The 19,685-nt window shown below is 52.4% G+C and carries 14 protein-coding genes, 1 tRNA gene, 3 rRNA genes and 1 other RNA gene; 15 read left to right on the forward strand and 4 right to left on the reverse strand.

The window, feature by feature from the left end; genetic code table 11:
* The first annotated feature begins 12 nt into the window (after positions 1–12).
* The 7 genes from prfB to N24_RS04745 all read left to right on the forward strand — a co-directional run bounded on the left by prfB (position 13) and on the right by N24_RS04745 (position 4,749).
* Positions 13–1,119, forward strand: a complete 1,107-nt coding sequence (gene prfB / locus N24_RS04715) for a peptide chain release factor 2 (protein ID WP_096454788.1) — start codon at positions 13–15, stop codon at positions 1,117–1,119.
* Positions 1,120–1,245: 126 nt separating this feature from the next.
* Positions 1,246–1,935, forward strand: a complete 690-nt coding sequence (gene ftsE, locus N24_RS04720) for a cell division ATP-binding protein FtsE (RefSeq protein WP_096454790.1) — start codon at positions 1,246–1,248, stop codon at positions 1,933–1,935.
* A 15-nt stretch (positions 1,936–1,950) separates the two neighbouring features.
* Positions 1,951–2,853, forward strand: a complete 903-nt coding sequence (gene ftsX / locus N24_RS04725; RefSeq protein ID WP_096454792.1) for a permease-like cell division protein FtsX — start codon at positions 1,951–1,953, stop codon at positions 2,851–2,853.
* 36 nt (positions 2,854–2,889) lie between these two features.
* Positions 2,890–3,384, forward strand: a complete 495-nt coding sequence (gene smpB / locus N24_RS04730) for an SsrA-binding protein SmpB (protein ID WP_096454794.1) — start codon at positions 2,890–2,892, stop codon at positions 3,382–3,384.
* Entirely contained in the window at positions 3,385–3,738 is a 354-nt protein-coding gene (locus tag N24_RS04735; RefSeq protein ID WP_096454797.1) for a DUF488 domain-containing protein, read from the forward strand. It abuts the gene before it with no gap.
* Positions 3,739–3,816: 78 nt separating this feature from the next.
* Positions 3,817–4,193: a transfer-messenger RNA gene (gene ssrA / locus N24_RS04740) on the forward strand.
* A 482-nt stretch (positions 4,194–4,675) separates the two neighbouring features.
* Positions 4,676–4,749, forward strand: a tRNA-Met gene (locus N24_RS04745).
* 70 nt (positions 4,750–4,819) lie between these two features.
* Here the strand turns inward: N24_RS04745 and N24_RS04750 are convergent.
* The 3 genes from N24_RS04750 to N24_RS04760 form a co-directional block, all read right to left on the reverse strand.
* On the reverse strand, positions 4,820–5,647 hold the full coding sequence (locus N24_RS04750; protein WP_096454799.1) for a siderophore-interacting protein: 828 nt from the start codon (positions 5,645–5,647) through the stop codon (positions 4,820–4,822).
* The gene (locus N24_RS04755; protein ID WP_096454801.1) at positions 5,647–6,567 is read right to left on the reverse strand and encodes an iron-siderophore ABC transporter substrate-binding protein; all 921 of its coding nucleotides are present in this window, start codon (positions 6,565–6,567) and stop codon (positions 5,647–5,649) included. Before N24_RS04755 ends, N24_RS04750 begins: the two co-directional genes overlap by 1 nt.
* A gap of 163 nt (positions 6,568–6,730) precedes the next feature.
* Positions 6,731–7,321, reverse strand: a complete 591-nt coding sequence (locus tag N24_RS04760) for a vitamin K epoxide reductase family protein (RefSeq protein ID WP_096454804.1) — start codon at positions 7,319–7,321, stop codon at positions 6,731–6,733.
* Positions 7,322–7,672: 351 nt separating this feature from the next.
* On the opposite strand from N24_RS04760, the gene N24_RS04765 reads away from it, so the two are divergent.
* The 8 genes from N24_RS04765 (at position 7,673) to N24_RS04805 (ending at position 19,049) form a co-directional block, all read left to right on the forward strand.
* Positions 7,673–8,689: a siderophore ABC transporter substrate-binding protein gene (locus N24_RS04765; RefSeq protein ID WP_096454806.1), complete on the forward strand. Its 1,017-nt coding sequence runs from the start codon at positions 7,673–7,675 to the stop codon at positions 8,687–8,689.
* A gap of 250 nt (positions 8,690–8,939) precedes the next feature.
* Complete coding sequence (locus tag N24_RS04770; RefSeq protein ID WP_096454808.1) at positions 8,940–9,941, forward strand: ABC transporter permease; 1,002 nt, start codon at positions 8,940–8,942, stop codon at positions 9,939–9,941.
* Positions 9,934–11,049, forward strand: a complete 1,116-nt coding sequence (locus tag N24_RS04775) for an iron chelate uptake ABC transporter family permease subunit (protein WP_096454810.1) — start codon at positions 9,934–9,936, stop codon at positions 11,047–11,049. Before N24_RS04770 ends, N24_RS04775 begins: the two co-directional genes overlap by 8 nt.
* Positions 11,046–11,801: an iron ABC transporter ATP-binding protein gene (locus tag N24_RS04780; protein ID WP_096454812.1), complete on the forward strand. Its 756-nt coding sequence runs from the start codon at positions 11,046–11,048 to the stop codon at positions 11,799–11,801. Before N24_RS04775 ends, N24_RS04780 begins: the two co-directional genes overlap by 4 nt.
* A gap of 612 nt (positions 11,802–12,413) precedes the next feature.
* A 16S ribosomal RNA gene (locus N24_RS04790) occupies positions 12,414–13,942 on the forward strand.
* 423 nt (positions 13,943–14,365) lie between these two features.
* Positions 14,366–17,455, forward strand: a 23S ribosomal RNA gene (locus N24_RS04795).
* Between the two features lie 123 nt (positions 17,456–17,578).
* Positions 17,579–17,695 (forward strand): 5S ribosomal RNA (rrf, locus tag N24_RS04800).
* The 16S, 23S and 5S rRNA genes sit together here, the layout of an rRNA operon.
* Before the next feature lie 190 nt (positions 17,696–17,885).
* Positions 17,886–19,049, forward strand: coding sequence for a pyridoxal phosphate-dependent aminotransferase (locus tag N24_RS04805; protein WP_096454814.1), 1,164 nt, complete (start codon positions 17,886–17,888; stop codon positions 19,047–19,049).
* On the opposite strand, the gene N24_RS04810 is transcribed toward N24_RS04805, so the two are convergent.
* The gene (locus N24_RS04810) at positions 19,044–19,685 is read right to left on the reverse strand and encodes a DUF3239 domain-containing protein (protein ID WP_096454816.1); all 642 of its coding nucleotides are present in this window, start codon (positions 19,683–19,685) and stop codon (positions 19,044–19,046) included. The two genes, N24_RS04805 and N24_RS04810, sit on opposite strands and share 6 nt — an antisense overlap.

Genomic DNA, 19,685 nt, shown 5'->3' on the forward strand with positions numbered 1-19,685 from the left:
ATATGTTCAAACATGCGTCCCGAATTTTCTGCAGAACTCTCCGAGCTAGACAGCACGCTGACGACCATTGAAAAAGTGCTGAATCCGCAAGAGATGTCTGACCGAGTCAGAGAACTTGAAGCTCAGGCAGCTGATCCTTCTCTGTGGGATGACCCCGATCATGCACAACAAGTCACCTCTGAGCTGTCCCATGTGCAGGCTGAGCTGCGCAAAGTCACTGAATTGCGCCAGCGTATTGAAGACCTTCCCATTATGGTGGAACTTGCCGAGGAAGAAGACGGCGATACCTCTATTGCTGAAGATGAGTTGGCGGAACTGCGCTCGTTGATTGATGCGTTGGAAGTAAAAACCATGCTCTCGGGTGAATATGATGCTCGTGAAGCTGTGATCAATATCCGATCCGGTGCTGGCGGTGTTGATGCTGCGGACTGGGCTGAAATGCTCATGCGCATGTACACCCGCTGGGCTGAGAAAAACGGACACAAAGTAGATATCTACGATATTTCCTACGCCGAAGAAGCCGGCATTAAATCAGCCACCTTCGTGGTTCACGGCGACTATATGTATGGTCAACTTTCTGTCGAGCAGGGAGCCCACCGCCTCGTGCGCATTAGTCCTTTTGACAACCAAGGCCGCCGCCAAACCTCCTTTGCTGAAGTTGAGGTGCTTCCGGTGGTAGAAAAAGTCGACTCCATTGACATCCCAGATGCCGATGTCCGCGTTGATGTTTACCGCTCTTCAGGACCTGGTGGACAGTCTGTGAACACCACCGACTCCGCAGTGCGTTTGACTCACATCCCAACCGGCATCGTGGTGACCTGCCAAAACGAGAAATCTCAAATCCAGAACAAGGCTTCTGCGATGCGTGTTCTCCAGGCAAAACTGCTTGAACGAAAGCGCCAAGAAGAACGCGCCGAAATGGATGCCCTAGGTGCAGGAGGCAATGCATCGTGGGGTAATCAGATGCGTTCTTATGTGTTGCATCCGTACCAAATGGTGAAAGATCTGCGCACCAACTTTGAAGTCAACGATCCGCAAAAAGTCCTCGACGGCGATATCGATGGATTGCTGGAGGCGGGTATTCGCTGGCGCATGGCTGAAACTCAAGGTTCCGAATAGTTTTTTGCTCAGCTCTGCTTGGGGATAGCTGATTAATGCGTGGCAATTCTTAAGGGATTGTGGAAGTTTGTGGAGTTTTGTCACTTCCGTTTCTTTAGTCACAGGAGTTTCGCTAAAGTGTGAGCCGTGATCACCTTCGAGAATGTCACCAAGAACTACAAGACTTCAACCCGCCCTGCATTAGACAATGTGTCCCTACACATTGAAAAGGGCGAGTTTGTCTTCCTCATCGGACCATCTGGCTCTGGAAAATCAACATTCCTCCGCCTAATGACCAGAGAGGAGAAAGTCAGTTCTGGATCGTTGACATTGGCTGATTTTCAGGTGAACAAACTCCGCGGAACGCAAGTAAATAAACTGCGCCAACGCATCGGCTACGTTTTCCAAGATTTCCGTTTGCTAAAAAACAAAAACGTTTATGACAACGTCGCATTCGCCCTCGAGGTAATCGGGAAGAAGAAAGACAAAATCGAAGAGCTTGTTCCCGAAACTTTAGAAATGGTTGGCCTTGCTGGAAAAGCCAACCGCATGCCCAATGAACTATCCGGTGGTGAACAACAACGAGTCGCCATTGCCCGAGCATTTGTCAACCGCCCGTTGGTGCTGCTTGCCGACGAACCCACAGGCAACCTCGACCCCGACACCTCCGATGAGATCATGGTTTTACTCAACCGAATCAACCGGCTTGGCACCACAGTGGTGATGTCTACCCACAATGCACGCACAGTTGACGATATGCGCAGGCGAGTCATCGAGCTGCATCTGGGCAAAATGGTCCGCGATGATGCGCATGGCGTCTATGGCGAAATGCGATAGGGGAGATCTTTAAACATGGCATTTGGATATGTATTGCGTGAAGCGGTTCGTGGCATGGGCCGCAACCTCACCATGACCATCGCGCTGATAATTACCACCTCCATTTCTTTGGCTCTGCTGGCTACTGGGTTCCTAGTCACAAACATGACCGAGCGGACTAAAGATATCTACCTGGATCGTGTGGAAGTAATGATCCAGTTGGATGAAGACACCTCTGCTAACGATCCAGACTGTGCGGCAGAAACCTGCACGCAAGTCCGTGACGAATTAGAGAAAATCGATGGCATCGACTCCATCACGTACCGATCCCGCGAAGCTTCCTACGAACGATTTGTAGAAGTATTCAAAGACACCGATCCTGTACTTGTTGCAGAAACCTCCCCGGATGCACTGCCCGCAGCATTCCACGTCCGACTCGGAGATCCACTAGCCGTAGAGATTCTCGATCCGATCCGCGAGCTTCCCCAAGTAAGCAACGTGATTGACCAAGTTGATGATTTGCGCGGAGCAACAGAAAACCTTGACTCCATCCGCAACGCCACCTTCTTGATCGCCGCAGTCCAAGTGCTAGCCTCAATCTTCCTCATTGCAAACATGGTTCAGATCGCTGCCTTCAACCGACGCGAAGAAACTGAGATCATGCGTATAGTCGGCGCATCGCGGTTCTACACCCAAGGCCCATTCGTTTTAGAAGCAATCCTTTCCACCTTGGTTGGTGCGGTCCTGGCAACCGTGGGATTGTTCCTAGGTAAAGAACTGGTTATCGACAAAGCACTTCGCGGACTCTATGAATCGCAACTGATCGCGCCAGTAACCACCACCGACATCTGGCTGGTTGCACCAATAATTTCCGGAATCGGCATCGTGGTCGCAGGCATTATTGCTCAGTTAACGCTACGTTTCTACGTGAGGAAATAAGACTATTGATCTTTGTGCCGTAGACTTGGAAAGACTATGGCCAAGAAGAAAAAGAAAGTCGACGACAACAACGCTGTTCTCGCGACCAATCGCAAGGCCCGCCATGACTACCACATTATTGATACGTGGGAGGCGGGCGTGGTGCTTTTAGGCACCGAAATTAAATCGCTACGCGAAGGCAAAGTCTCCCTCGTGGATTCTTTCGCCACCGTGGAAAATGGAGAAATTTGGCTCCAGCACCTCCACATCCCGCAATATTCCATGGGATCGTGGACGAACCATTCACCCAAGCGCACCCGAAAACTTTTGCTGCACCGCAAAGAGATCGACTCACTCATGGGTAAAGTCCGCGATGGCAACCGCACGCTCGTACCTCTGAAGCTGTATCTGAAAAACGGTCGCGTCAAGCTCGAACTTGGACTTGCGCAAGGTAAACAGGACTACGACAAGCGCCAAGACATCAAGCGTCGCACCGAGGAACGCGAAGTCACCCGCGAGCTCGGCCGTCGCATTAAGGGAATCAACGCGTAAATGAATATTCACATCGCAAAAGTCCACGACGTCCTCAAAGGTGAAAAAACCTACGGCACCACCATTTTGGTGGATCGGCTCTGGCCGCGCGGTGTGAAAAAAGACGACCTTGAGCCAGACCTCTGGCTCAAAGGTGTCGCGCCCACCCCTGACCTGCGCACATGGTTCGGCCACGACCCAGCTAAATTCTCCGAATTTAGCAAACGCTACATCGACGAGCTCAACGCCAGCAACGACAAAGACCTAGAAACGCTTGTCGACGCCACCTCCCGCCACCCCGTAACCCTCCTCTACGGTGCTGCCGGCCGCGACCACAACCACGCCATGGTTCTAGCCACGTGGCTACAGAAATAACTCCTTGCAAATAGTTGCAAACTTAAGTTATGATGAACCATCTTGTGGAACTCGCACGAGCCCACCATAAGAATCAATGGGGCTGACATGGTTTCGACTACGTTGATTTAGCCAGGGGAAGCGTGCCGGTGAAGGCTGGAGACCACCGTAAGCGTCGCAGCAAACCAATAAGCGCCGAGAAGTCTCAGCGCGACTACGCCCTCGCTGCATAATCCAGCGACCGCGTGTCTGTCAGCCTAGGGAAGTCCCTGACCTAGATCCTGGCATCGACTAAGGGACTTGCTGTTCAATCGCGTCAGCGGGGTTGAACGGGACTTTTACCGTTGACTGGGCTCATCATCCGGAAGTGTTCGTCCTAGCCGGAGGGCCAAGCAGAGATCTTTGCGCGAACTGCGCACGGAGAAGCCCTGGCGAGGTGACGTAGGACCCGGGTTCAATTCCCGGCAGCTCCACTGAAACGAAGTTCCTCACACCATCTGGTGTGGGGTTTCTTTGTTTTTCACTCTCATAAAAGGGGGAAATGTCTTCCTATGCGTACATTCGCCGGCAAGATTTGGTCAAAATCAGGATATCTTGTGGTCTAATGCACCATGGGGTAGAAGGAAAGGCGGGTAAGTTCGGATTGGCTCGAATTGTCGCATTGTGCGCCGACTGAAGCGCCCTGTCTATCCCTACCTGGTGCCGAAAAAATTGCTCGGTGAGCATCAAACGGCTAGGTGTCCGTCGTGGAGACAGGTTTTCTTAGCGATTATTTTGAAGAGAATGTGGCTACTATCCATGCTAGTTGTGTTGCGGAGCTGTGGGAATTGAACCCGGAACCTCGGTTTTCCACTGGGAATTCGCCAATAATTGGTAAAAAATAATAATGGGTGTACAGTGATCATCGAAGCAAACAGCGAAAGCATGTTGTTTCAACATAGGTAGCAATACATAGCGTCGCGGGGTGGAGCAGCTCGGTAGCTCGCTGGGCTCATAACCCAGAGGTCGTAGGTTCGAATCCTGCCCCCGCTACTAAGATTCCAAAACCCTCTTCAACTTTTGTTGAAGAGGGTTTTGGCGTTCTGGGGTCTGAATCTGAAAGCTAATCTACGGTTCGTCGGCCGTATTTCCAGTAGCCGAGGAAAGTGATTCGTGAGGAATCAACTCGGTAGCTGTTGATTAGTTCTTTGCGAATGAAGCGCACCATGCTAGTTTCACCGGCGATCCAGAAGTGTACTGAAGGATCTGCTGCATTGGCTGAAGCCCATTGGAAGACCTTTGCTTTGTAAGCGTCGATGTCTTCGAAAGTGAGCTTGGTAGAGCTATCGGCGATCAATACATCATCTTCTAGGCTGTCTAGGTGGAGGAAAACCGTAGTAGGTACTTTTGATTGATTGACGATATTTGCGATCGCGGGAGCTGATGCACAATCGCCGATGAGACAGAGGCGATCGATCGCAGAAGTCGGATGATAGGTGATTCCGTAGCCGGTTTCTCCTGCGCGTACGTCAGGGCCGGTGATGATTAGTTCATCGTCAACACTGCAGTTCTTTGCCCATCTGGATACTGGTCCCGAAGGGTTGTGAAGATAGATATCAATGTCTACTTCGCATAGTTCGGGTCGGACCGCAGATGGGGTGTAGGTGCGCAAGATCGGTCGTTGGTCCGCTGGAAAAGACTTAGCGCGAGGAATCCACGTTGTCGGTGGGGGAGTGGGCTCTTCGAGGATTCCGAAATCGGGGATGTTTCCAGCAGGGCTTGGGATGATCACTTTGATGCGTTGATCCAAGCCCCATTGGCCAAAGAACCGGAGCTTTTCACCCGTGACAGTGATCCGCATGAAGCCGGGACTGAGCCGTTGTTTTTGCGAGATCTGTACTGGGAAGGCACTGTATTCCCACTTGAGCTGGTGCGGGAGCGCGGTGGACATTACTGCTGTGCGTCGAGGAAGGCATCGATGTCTTCCAAGACTTTGCTGCCGCCAAGTGGACCAACGCCGGATACCCAGTAGCTGGTATCGACAAGGGTGAGCGATGGGAACTGTTCGCGGTTTTCTCGGATTACTTCGGGGAGCTCGTTTTCATCAGTGACATCGGTTGCGGTGACAAAGACGTAGTTGGCGGTGGCGAGCATAAAGTTCTCAGGAGCGATATCTGCCTGGAGGCCGTCCTTCCATTCTTGATCAGGAATGGTGAGTCCTGCGCACTCCAAGGAGCTGCCGGCAAATGAGGTTGGGCCGTACAAGCTCATGGTTTGCTCGTCGCGGGGACGAATCATGTTGACGGTCTTGCCTTCGACGTCGTGCTCGGACTTGATCTCTTCGCATTTGTCGTTGAAGCCTTGGATGAGATCCTCGGATTCCTGCTTCTTGCCCAGCGCATCACCGATGAAGACGACGTTGTCTTTCCAAGGATCGACATGGGTTGTCATGAAGACAGTGGGGGCGATGGATTCGAGGCGATCGTAGATTTCGGCGTGACGGGAATCAGTGCCCAGAATTAGGTCGGGTTCGAGAGCAGCGATCGCTTCGATGTTTGGCTCAGAAACGGTGCCGACTGGTTCGATTCCATCGACACCGAGATATGCAGGAATACCAGTGACGTTGTTGGCGACAGCTGCACCCACTGGGGTGATTCCGAGGGCGATTGCGGTGTCTAGTTCAAGTGGCTCGAGGACAACGACGCGCTGAGGGTTTTTGGGAACTTCGGTTGTTCCGTGAACGTCAGTGAACTCGCGGGTCGCAGAGCTGGTGGATGCTTCCTCTTCTGAGCTGGAGGAACAAGCGGAGAGAGGGAGTGCTGATGCGAGAAGCACGATCAGTGCGGAGGAGAGTTTCCTGCGAGATGACATGGGCTGTGAATATCCTGACTTTAAGAATGAAAAAGATTAGGCAAACCTTACAGCTTCGGTCAGGTGTGTGTAAATAGGCAAAACTTAACGTGGGGTGGGCGTCGACAAGCAAAAAAGACCGGCACAACCGCAAAGGTTGAGCCGGCCTGAAAACCCTAAATTCCTAGAACATGTAGCGGAATGACCACACGGCTGCGGCTGCGATGAGCAGCAGCCAGACGATCGCGATGACCCACTTGTATTTGTACAGTGCGTTGACGAACGCGCTGTCGGAGCCGCTGAAAGTTTTCACATTCCATGTAGTGACCAGCACGAACATGATGATCGATACGGTCCACACGCCCATGCAGTAAGGGCAGAGCGCGCGGATGACGGACATGGATTGGTAGGCGAGCCAGTGGCAGAACATTATGGCAAAAGTGAGTCCGACCTGGGCGCCGAACCAGAACCATCCGCGGAACCTGCCACCCGCGAGGATGCCGGCGCCGATGATGGCGACAGCGGCGAAACCGGCGATGCCGATGAGGGGATTCGGAATGCCAAACGCATTCGCTTGGCCGGAACGCATGACGTCTCCACAAGCTAGGACTGCATTGAAATCGCAGCTGGTGATGTGGCCGGGATCCTCGAGGATGGCTAGTTTTTCGGCCATGATGATCACCGACAGGATGAGGCCGATGATTCCGCCGATCATGAGCACCCAGCCAAGCCACGTTGGGGCCTTGGGTGGTGCGTTGTGGATTTCGGTTGACACGGGGAGACCTCCGGGTGGGAAAACGTTTGTTGACTGACGATTAATCTTAAGTCTTTTGGCTTGATTTCTTGTGCTGTGCGCCGAAGTTCACAGGCTAGCTATACAGAAAGTGCCAAATTAGACAGGTTTTCGCTACAGAAAGCGTAATGCCCGTCATAAATTTATGCAGGGGTGACGGGGTTAGCTAAGACCTGCGAGTATGCAACGAAAGTATGTGTCTTAAATCGCAAAGGTTTGGCTTGGTTAACTAGCTGTGTTAACTTTCATCTTTAGGTAACCTAACCTCACTAAAACTCTGGGAATACTCTGGCAGTTTTGGTGGATTATTTTTATAGACTTTCAAAGGACGACATGGTGAAAAACCGATTCAAGCTAGTTTCAATCGCAACTGTTGCTGCCCTGGCGCTCGTTGGCTGCTCTTCCACCGACAGCACTTCTTCTGATTCTTCTTCAACTGCTGAGTCCACCGCGGCTGCAAGCACCCTGACTATCGAAGACAACCACGGCACCGAAGAGATCTCCCTGCCAATCGAGGGCGTCGCCGCGACCGACAACCGCGCATTCGAACTGCTTGACCGCTGGGGCGTAGAGCTCGTTGCAGCTCCACTTCAGCTGGTTCCATTTACCGTTACGGGCTACACCGAAGAGGGCGGCGTCGCTAACCTTGGCTCCCACCGCGAGCCAGACCTGGAAGCACTTGCTGCTGCACAGCCTTCCCTGATCATCAATGGCCAGCGCTTCGCTCAGTACTACGATGACATCGTTGCCCTGAACCCTGACGCAACCGTCGTTGAGCTAGACCCACGCGATGGCGAGCCACTTGACCAGGAGCTTATCCGCCAGGCTGAAACCCTCGGTGAGATCTTCGGCGAAGAAGAAGATGCTGCAAAGATCGTTGCTGATTTCGAGTCCGCACTTGAGCGCGCGAAGACCGCATACGCAGCAATCTCCGACCAGACCGTCATGGCAGTTAACGTTTCCGGCGGAAACATTGGCTACATCGCTCCTTCCGTTGGACGCACCTACGGCCCAATCTTCGACCTGGTTGGCCTGACCCCAGCACTCGAGGTTGGCAACGCATCCTCCGACCACGAGGGCGACGACATTAACGTCGAAGCAATCGCAGCTGCAAACCCAGACCTGATCCTGGTCATGGACCGCGATGGTGGCACTAGCTCCCGCAACGAAGCTGACTATGTTCCAGCAGAGCAGATCGTTTCCGACAACGAGGCACTGGCAAACGTCAAGGCTGTTACAGACGGATTCGTTTACTACGCACCTGCAGACACCTACACCAACGAAAACATCATCACCTACACCGAGATCCTCAACGGCATGGCAGAAATGTTCGAGAAGGCGGCTCAGTAGGGGATTGATCCCACACTGACATCTAAGTAATGCGCAACGTTTTATGCGTAAAAATTTCTTAGGTTAGGCTCTAATATGAAAGGCTGTCTTGTAAAGAACAAGGCAGCCTTTTTACTTGTCTTAAATAAATATTCTGATTTGAGAACCAAAGCCTCGACTTGGCCGAAAGTTCTCGATAGCTAAAAACTGTAGGAAACCAGGTTCCGCACATGTCACACAATCGGTTTAACGGGGAAGGGGATCGGCACTGATGGCAACACCAGCATCGGCTCCCACTTCCGAACCACGTCTCAAACGCACCAGAGCAAAGCTTTTTGATTGGAAGCTTCTCATCGGCGTCATTTTCGTCGCCGGCCTCATCGTGCTTTCCCTCCTCACTGGCCAATACGACATTTTCGGTGGCGATGACGGCCAACTGATGTTCGAAGCAGTACGCATCCCGCGTACCGTTTCCCTCATTTTGTCCGGTGCGGCAATGGCGATGTGTGGCTTGGTCATGCAGCTGTTGACCCAGAACAAATTTGTGGAGCCCAGCACCACAGGAACAACCGAGTGGGCAGGTCTTGGCCTGCTCTTCGTGATTTACTTCGTGCCAGCCGCGACAGTTTTGGATCGCATGATCGGCGCCGTGGTGTTTTCCTTCATCGGAACCATGGTGTTCTTTCTCTTCCTGCGCCGAGTAACACTGCGTTCCTCATTGATCGTCCCGATTATCGGCATCATGCTTGGTGCCGTGGTGTCATCGATCTCTAGCTTCTTCGCCCTGCAATTCGACATGCTCCAGCAATTGGGAACATGGTTCGCGGGTTCCTTTAATACAGTGTTCCGTGGACAGTACGAAGTGCTGTGGATTGTTGTCATCGTTGTGATTGCAGTGTTCTTCTTCGCAGACCGGCTCACTGTAGCTGGCCTTGGCGAGGAAATCGCGACAAACGTGGGCCTCAACTACAACCGTATGGTTTTTATCGGAACTGGCCTCATCGCCATCGCAACAGGTGTGGTCACCGTCGTGGTTGGTAGCCTGCCATTCCTCGGACTCATCGTGCCCAACGTTGTGTCCATGTTCCGTGGCGATGACCTGCGCTCCAACCTGCCATGGGTATGCCTAACCGGCATCGCGATCGTAACCATCTGTGACTTGATCAGCCGAACCATCATCGCGCCTTTCGAAATTCCAGTATCAGTAATCCTGGGCATCATCGGCGCAGTGGTTTTCGTGATCATGATTGTGAGGCAACGTGGCCGTGGATAAAGATATTGCAAACCGCACCTCAGACCTTTCTCGATGGGAAACCATGGAGGAATCAGCAACGGTCGAGGGACACACCGACGTCGACCTAGCATCAGCGCCGAGCAAACGACGCACCTCAGGTGCATTCCAAACAGCGCGCGCCAAGCGCCGCTACTGGATCATCATGGCAGCGCTGCTGGTCACCGCACTTGCCTTCACCTGGGGCCTCATTTGGTACAAGAACCCGATGCCCGTTGGGCATCCGGCCTTCGCGCTGATTGCAGAACGACGCATGGAGTCGGTCTTTGTCATGCTGATTGTTGCGGTTTGCCAAGGCTTTGCGACGGTTGCGTTCCAGACCGTTACCAACAACCGCATTATCACGCCGTCGATCATGGGCTTTGAATCTCTCTACACACTGATTCATACCTCTACAGTGTTCTTCTTCGGCGCAACTGCACTGCTGGCCACCAGAAATCTCGAAATGTTTGTCGGCCAGCTGGTGATCATGGTTCTACTGACCTTGGTCCTCTATACCTGGCTGCTTTCCGGAAAACGTGGCGATATGCACGCCATGCTGCTTGTCGGCATCATCATTGGCGGCGGACTCGGATCCATCTCCACCTTTATGCAGCGCATTCTGACCCCATCAGAATTCGATATTCTTTCCGCCCGACTTTTCGGATCAGTAAACAACGCAGAAACCGAATACTTCCCAATTGCCGTTCCACTAGTAGTAGTGGCGTCCGTCTTGTTGCTGCTAAGCTCTCGACGCCTCAACGTTGTAGGCCTTGGCAAAGATGCCGCAACCAACCTTGGACTTAATCACCGACGATCCTCCATTTACACACTGGTTCTCGTCTCTGTATTAATGGCAGTATCCACCGCACTTGTCGGACCGATGACATTCCTCGGATTCTTGGTCGCGACCCTGGCATATCAATTCGCCGACACCTACGATCACCGATACATCCTTCCGATGTCCGCACTCATCGGATTCGTCGTACTCAGCGGCGCTTACTTTGTTATGAACCACGTGTTCCGCGCACAAGGCGTCGTGTCCATCATTATTGAGATGGTCGGCGGTACCGTCTTCCTCATCGTCATCCTCAGAAAGGGCAGACTGTGATTACGTTAACCAATGTCCGCAAGGAATACTCCAGCGACGTTGCCATCGGCCCCGTCAACCTTGAGATCCCAGCCGGTGGTATCACCGCGTTGGTCGGCCCAAACGGTGCAGGCAAGTCAACACTGCTCACCATGATCGGTCGACTCCTCGGCATCGATGAAGGCAACATCACCGTAGCCTCCTACGATGTCACCTCAACCGCATCCAAAGATCTGGCCAAGATCATCTCCATCCTGCGCCAGGAAAACCACTTTGTTACCAAGCTGACCGTGCGCCAACTCGTAGGATTCGGACGCTTCCCATATAGCAAGGGCCGGTTGACTAAAGAAGACGAGGGAATCATCTCCCGCTACATCGACTTCTTCAACCTCACCGAACTCGAAGACCGCTACCTCGACCAGCTTTCCGGCGGCCAGCGCCAGCGCGCCTATGTCGCCATGGTGCTGTGTCAAGAGACGAACTACGTGCTTCTCGACGAACCCCTCAACAATCTTGACATCGCACACTCGGTGGAAATGATGAAACACCTCGAGAATGCTGCAGCCCAATTTGGCCGCACCATCATCGTGGTTCTTCACGACATCAATTTCGCCGCCCGCTACGCCGATTACATCGTGGCCGTAAAGCACGGAATGATCGAAAAAGAGGGAACACCTGAACAGATCATGAAAAACGAGATCCTTTCAGAAATCTTCAATACAGAAATCGAAGTTATTGAAGGACCACACGGCAAGATTGCTTGCTACCACTAAATGAAGAGAAATAAGCCGACATTTGATGTCGGCTTATTCTATTTCTCGGGTTATTCGAGCTTGAATTTAGCAGAAAGCGCTTCGACCTGCGGATTTGTAGAAAATCTGGGAGTAACGTACATTTAAACGCACACCAGCAACGTGGCCAAGAGGTTACAAGCTGGTTAAGACATACAGAATGATTAAAAAGAAACTTTGACTTTTTTAAATCGACTCTGTAAGGTCAATCAAGCTGCTAGGGGAGCAAGAACAAACATTGTATCTTGTTTTCAGAGTGTGCGTGTGTTGTTTGAGAACTCAATAGTGTGCCATTTATTTTATTTTTGTCACTACCATTTCACATATTTTTGTGAGGTGGTGGGTCATGCCGGGTGGTGGATCGCCAAAATTATCCATCACTGTAAACAATAAAACTATTGTTGGCATGATTATCGTGTGGGTGGTCTTGTTCCCCGTCAAGGGAAGAAACCCACACACATCATTATTTATTTTGATAATGCCAGTAACACCCTCTTTTTTCTGGCCATGCTTTGGTGTGGTTGGTGGGGGTGTTGTTGTTTTTGTCAGGTGTTGGGCTTTTCACAAGCCTTAAGAGACATTTTTTCATGTTTTTTTGTGGAGAGTTTGATCCTGGCTCAGGACGAACGCTGGCGGCGTGCTTAACACATGCAAGTCGAACGCTGAAACTAGATGCTTGCATTTGGTGGATGAGTGGCGAACGGGTGAGTAACACGTGGGTGATCTGCCCTGCACTTTGGGATAAGCCTGGGAAACTGGGTCTAATACCGAATACTCACATCACTGTAGGGGTGGTGTGGAAAGCTTTTGCGGTGTGGGATGAGCCTGCGGCCTATCAGCTTGTTGGTGGGGTAATGGCCTACCAAGGCGTCGACGGGTAGCCGGCCTGAGAGGGTGTACGGCCACATTGGGACTGAGACACGGCCCAGACTCCTACGGGAGGCAGCAGTGGGGAATATTGCACAATGGGCGCAAGCCTGATGCAGCGACGCCGCGTGGGGGATGAAGGCCTTCGGGTTGTAAACTCCTTTCGCTTGGGACGAAGCCCACTTGTGGGTGACGGTACCTTGAGAAGAAGCACCGGCTAACTACGTGCCAGCAGCCGCGGTAATACGTAGGGTGCGAGCGTTGTCCGGAATTACTGGGCGTAAAGAGCTCGTAGGTGGTTTGTCGCGTCGTCTGTGAAATCCCGGGGCTTAACTTCGGGCGTGCAGGCGATACGGGCATAACTTGAGTGCTGTAGGGGAGACTGGAATTCCTGGTGTAGCGGTGAAATGCGCAGATATCAGGAGGAACACCGATGGCGAAGGCAGGTCTCTGGGCAGTAACTGACGCTGAGGAGCGAAAGCATGGGTAGCGAACAGGATTAGATACCCTGGTAGTCCATGCCGTAAACGGTGGGCGCTAGGTGTAGGGGTCTTCCACGACTTCTGTGCCGCAGCTAACGCATTAAGCGCCCCGCCTGGGGAGTACGGCCGCAAGGCTAAAACTCAAAGGAATTGACGGGGGCCCGCACAAGCGGCGGAGCATGTGGATTAATTCGATGCAACGCGAAGAACCTTACCTGGGCTTGACATGGACCGGATCGGCGTAGAGATACGTTTTCCCTTGTGGTCGGTTCACAGGTGGTGCATGGTTGTCGTCAGCTCGTGTCGTGAGATGTTGGGTTAAGTCCCGCAACGAGCGCAACCCTTGTCTTATGTTGCCAGCACATTTGGTGGGTACTCATGAGAGACTGCCGGGGTTAACTCGGAGGAAGGTGGGGATGACGTCAAATCATCATGCCCCTTATGTCCAGGGCTTCACACATGCTACAATGGTCGGTACAGCGAGTTGCCACACCGTGAGGTGGAGCTAATCTCTTAAAGCCGGCCTCAGTTCGGATTGGGGTCTGCAACTCGACCCCATGAAGTCGGAGTCGCTAGTAATCGCAGATCAGCAACGCTGCGGTGAATACGTTCCCGGGCCTTGTACACACCGCCCGTCACGTCATGAAAGTTGGTAACACCCGAAGCCAGTGGCCCAACCTTTTTTGGGGGGAGCTGTCGAAGGTGGGATCGGCGATTGGGACGAAGTCGTAACAAGGTAGCCGTACCGGAAGGTGCGGCTGGATCACCTCCTTTCTAAGGAGCTTTATATAAACCACCACTAGAGCAGTTGTTTGGGTGTGTGGTTGTTGGTGTTGGAACCCGGATGTGGTTGCCACCAACACTTATTTAATCGGGTGGAGATGACCCCCTGGGGTGACAAAAACCAGAAACAATACTTCTGGCTGAATTAGATGGCATGCTGTTGGGTGTCTGGAATGACATCGCAAGCGCCACACTGTGTGTGGTGTGTGTGGGTTGTTTCTAACATCGAGCATTCACAGCTTAATCAATTGCCTTTGTGGTGTTGGTTGTGGTGTGGGTGGTGTGTTGTGTGAGAACTGTATAGTGGACGCGAGCATCTTTATTTTTTTGTTTATTTTGTTGTGTGACCGAACGCGCCAAACGCCATGAGATGAGCACGTTGTTGTTTATTGTGGTGGTGGTTGGTTTTTTGTGTTTGTTGTTTTTTAGGGCACACGGTGGATGCCTTGGCATATCAAGCCGATGAAGGACGTGAGAGGCTGCGTTATGCCTCGGGGAGTTGCCAACTAAGCGTTGATCCGAGGATGTCCGAATGGGGAAACCCAGCTGCAGTAATGTGTGGTTACCCATCAGTGAATATATAGCTGGTGTGGGGGTTGACACGGGGAAGTGAAACATCTCAGTACCCGTAGGAGAAGAAAACAATTGTGATTCCGTTAGTAGTGGCGAGCGAACGTGGATGATGGCTAAAACTTATGTGTGTGATACCCGGCAGGGGTTGCATGTAGGTGGTTGTGGGGCAACAACATCCATATTCTGCCGGATGTGGGCATATATCGCGTGGTTAGTGGAAGTGGTGTGGGAACGCCTACCGTAGAAGGTGAGAGTCCTGTACATGAAGGCCATGGTGGTGTGTGTGGTTGTTGATACCCCGAGTAGCAGCGGGCTCGTGGAATCTGCTGTGAATTAGCCGGGACCACCCGGTAAGCCTGAATACTTGATATGACCGATAGCGGATTAGTACCGTGAGGGAATGGTGAAAAGTACCCCGGGAGGGGAGTGAAATAGTACCTGAAACCGTGTGCTGACAATCCGTCAGAGCGCACCTTTGGTGTGTGATGGCGTGCCTTTTGAAGAATGAGCCTGCGAGTCAGCGGCATGTCGCGAGGTTAACCCGTGTGGGGTAGCCGTAGGGAAACCGAATCCTAACGAGGGTGATTTTTTTAGTGGCATGTCTTGGACCCGAAGCGGAGTGATCTACCCATGGCCAGTGTGAAGCAGCTGTAAGAGGTTGTGGAGGCGCGAACCCACTTAGGTTGAAAACTGAGGGGATGAGTTGTGGGTAGGGGTGAAAGGCCAATCAAACTCCGTGATAGCTGGTTCTCCCCGAAATGCATTTAGGTGCAGCGTTGTGTGTTTCTTGCCGGAGGTAGAGCTACTGGATGGTTTAGCGGGACTATCATCTTAGCGACATCAGCCAAACTCCGAATGCCGGTAAGTGAGAGTGCAGCAGTGAGACTGCGGGGGATAAGCTTCGTAGTCGAGAGGGAAACAGCCCAGATCGCCGGCTAAGGCCCCTAAGGGTGTGCTAAGTGGAAAAGGAGGTGGGGTCGCGAAGACAGCCAGGAGGTTGGCTTAGAAGCAGCCATCCTTGAAAGAGTGCGTAATAGCTCACTGGTCGAGTGATTCCGCGCCGACAATGTAGTGGGGCTTAAGTACACCGCCGAAGCCGCGGCAATGATCTTTATAAGATTGTTGGGTAGGGGAGCGTCGTGCACTACGGTGAAGCTTGAGGGTGACCTTGGGTGGAGTGTGTGCGAGTGAGAATGCAGGCATGAGTAACGATTGATGCGTGAGAAACGTATCCGCCGGATGACTAAGGGTTCCTGGGTCAAGTTAATCTTCCCAGGGTGAGTCGGGGCCTAAGGCGAGGCCGACAGGCGTAGTCGATGGATAACGGGTTGATATTCCCGTACCCGAGTATCAGCGACCATGGTGAATCAGTGATACTAACCACCCATAAGCACCCATGAAAGGCTTTGCTTTTTGTGGTGTGTGGTTGCGTGGGACCTGATCTGGTAGTAGCTAAGTGATGGGGTGACGCAGGGAGGTAGCCTAGCCACTTATTGGATTGTGGTGTAAGCGTGTGGCACGCAGTGTAGGTCAAATCCGCACTGTTTTTGTGTGAGGCGTGATGCGGAGCCCTTTTGGGTGAAGTGGGTGATCCTGTGCTGTCGAGAAAAGCCTCTAGCGATGGTGGTATTCGGCCCGTACCCTAAACCGACACAGGTAGTCAGGTAGAGAATACTAAGGCGTTCGGGTGAACTGTGGTTAAGGAACTCGGCAAAATGCCCCCGTAACTTCGGGAGAAGGGGGGCCACTACTGGTGAACAACTTTTTCGTTGGGAGCTGGTGGTGGTCGCAGAGAATAGAGGGAAGCGACTGTTTACTAAAAACACAGGTCCGTGCGAAGACGTTGAAGTTGATGTATACGGACTGACGCCTGCCCGGTGCTGGAAGGTTAAGAGGACCGGTTAGTGAAGTTTACTTTGCGAAGCTGAGAATTTAAGCCCCAGTAAACGGCGGTGGTAACTATAACCATCCTAAGGTAGCGAAATTCCTTGTCGGGTAAGTTCCGACCTGCACGAATGGCGTAACGACTTCCCTGCTGTCTCAACCACAGGCCCGGTGAAATTGCAGTACGAGTAAAGATGCTCGTTACGCGCGGCAGGACGAAAAGACCCCGGGACCTTCACTATAGCTTGGTATTGGTGTTTGATTCGGTTTGTGTAGGATAGGTGGGAGACTGTGATCATGTGACGCTAGTTGTGTGTGAGTCGTTGGTGAAATACCACTCTGATCGGATTGGATGTCTAACCTTGGCCCATGATCTGGGTTGGGGACAGTGCCTGGTGGGTAGTTTAACTGGGGCGGTTGCCTCCCAAAATGTAACGGAGGCGCCCAAAGGTTTCCTCAGCTTGGTTGGTAATCAGGTGGTGAGTGTAAGTGCACAAGGGAGCTTGACTGTGACACTGACAGGTGGAGCAGGGACGAAAGTCGGGACTAGTGATCCGGCACCTACTTGTGGTTGTGGTGTCGCTCAACGGATAAAAGGTACCCCGGGGATAACAGGCTGATCTTCCCCAAGAGTCCATATCGACGGGATGGTTTGGCACCTCGATGTCGGCTCGTCGCATCCTGGGGCTGGAGTAGGTCCCAAGGGTTGGGCTGTTCGCCCATTAAAGCGGCACGCGAGCTGGGTTTAGAACGTCGTGAGACAGTTCGGTCTCTATCCGCCGCGCGCGTTGAAACTTGAAGGAAGGCTGTCCCTAGTACGAGAGGACCGGGACGGACGTACCTCTGGTGTGCCAGTTGTTCCGCCAGGAGCAGGGCTGGTTGGCTACGTACGGGAGGGATAACCGCTGAAAGCATCTAAGCGGGAAGCCTGTTTCGAGATGAGGTTTCGTTTGAGGTTCCCTGTAGATTATGGGGTTGATAGGCCAGATCTGGAAGCACTGTGAGGTGTGGAGGTGACTGGTACTAATGTACCGATAACAACAAACACCCCTTTTGGGGGTTGTTCTAACGCAACGTAACAAATGAGCATATAAAAATGTGTGTTCGCGTCCATTATGCAGTGTCTGACACAACACAACCAGCCTGTTGGTTGGTTTGGTGTGTGGTTGTGTCGGTGGTGATAGTAGCAGGGAAACGCCCGGTCCCTTTCCGAACCCGGAAGCTAAGCCTGGTTACGCTGATGGTACTGCACTCGGGAGGGTGTGGGAGAGTAGGTTACCGCCGACCAAAAACTTAACAAATAATATGTGAGAAGAAGCCTGACATGAACAGTTGTTTATGTCAGGCTTCTTCTCTTTTTGTGTTTTCTAGGGGGTTCGCACGCCGCGCCCTGGGGTGGGGCGTCGACAAGCACAAACTTTTTGCTTAATTGAATCCTTTGCGCACCAATTAATGGGGGATCAAATATAGTAGCTGCATGAGTAATGACTTCGTCGTTTCTAGGCTTAGACCCTTTGGTGAAACGATTTTTGCAACCATGACCCAGCGAGCTGTTGAGGCGGGTGCAATCAATCTTGGTCAGGGCTTTCCTGATGAGGATGGTCCTCGTCGGATGTTAGAGATCGCGTCGGAGCAGATTGTCGGGGGAAATAATCAGTATTCGGCGGGGCGTGGGGATGCTTCGTTGAGGGCGGCTGTGGCTCGTGATCATTTGGAGAGGTTTGATCTGGAGTACAACCCTGATTCGGAGGTGTTGATCACGGTGGGGGCCACTGAGGCGATTACGGCGACTGTGTTGGGTTTGGTGGAGCCTGGGGATGAGGTGATCGTTTTGGAGCCGTATTACGATGCGTATGCGGCGGCTGTTGCGTTGGCTGGGGCGACGCGGGTGGCGGTTCCTTTGCAGGAGGTGGAGAACTCGTGGGATGTGGACGTCGACAAGCTGCATCAAGCGGTTACTAAAAAGACGAGGATGATCATTGTTAACTCGCCTCATAACCCAACAGGAGCGGTGTTTTCTAAGAAGGCGTTGAATCAGGTCGCGGGTATTGCTCGTGCATATGACTTGTTGGTGTTGTCAGATGAGGTGTATGAGCATCTTGTTTTTGATGATCACAAGCATGTGAGTGTCGCGAAGCTGCCTGGTATGTGGGATCGCACGGTGACGGTGTCGTCGGCTGCGAAGTCTTTCAATGTGACTGGTTGGAAGACGGGGTGGGCGTTGGCACCGGAGCCGTTGCTGGAGGCGGTGTTGAAGGCGAAGCAGTTTATGTCTTATGTGGGGGCGACGCCGTTTCAGCCGGCAGTCGCGCATGCCGTTTCACATGAGGGGGAGTGGGTTGCGCAGATGCGGGCTGGTTTAGAAACCAAGCGTGATATTTTGCGGTCTGCGTTGGATAAGGCGGGGCTGCATACGCATGAAAGTCATGGGACTTATTTTATTGTCGCGGATATCGGGGATCGGGATGGCGCAGAATTTTGCTTTGAGCTGATAGATAAGGTGGGGGTTGCTGCGATTCCGGTGCAAGCTTTCGTTGACAATCCTGCAGAGTGGTCTTCGAAGGTTCGGTTTGCGTTTTGTAAAAAGGAAAAGACGCTGCTCGAAGCTGCACAGCGTCTTGAAGCAATAAAGACTCTATAGATTGAATAAGTTATTCGGGGTCTTTTTGACCTCGTCTAATTTGTTTCGGTTCTTTTCTAGTTTGGCCCATTGTTCGTGGGGGATGGTCTTCTCTGCGGCACGGATGATATCTTTGTCTGTTGTGCCCCAGGTGATTGGCATGGGGCTGATTTCATCCCAGTGGTCTTGGTCTTTGACGGTGCGTCGCCCGGTGATAGCTACAGAGGGGATGCGTTCGCCGAGGCGTCGTTCGTGAGCGCCAACTCGGACGATCGTTCGGGTTGCTAGTGCCCATTCTGGTTTGGCGTTGGGGTTGACGTTTCGGTTGACGAGGGCTAGGAGGACGACGTCGCGTGGGTTAACTTCTGCGATGATGGCTGGTGCTAGTTCGTAGTTGTCGTAGAGCGTTTGGGCGTTGCCCATTTGGCGGGGGATGACGGGGATCATGATGAAGCTAAGTAGTGCGAGGAACACCATGACGATGGCGATCATCCACATCCATATTGCACCGTCTGAGAAGTAGTAGACGGCAAAGGCTCCGCCAGCGAGGATAAGTCCTAGGCAGAGGGCGGAGATCTGTAGTCTCTTGGCATCGCGGAGGATTTCGTTGTTCTTCTTGGCGTAGGTTTCATCTACGTCGAAGGAGAAGTTGTGCAC

The organism is Corynebacterium suranareeae (assembly GCF_002355155.1).
GTDB lineage: Bacteria > Actinomycetota > Actinomycetes > Mycobacteriales > Mycobacteriaceae > Corynebacterium > Corynebacterium suranareeae.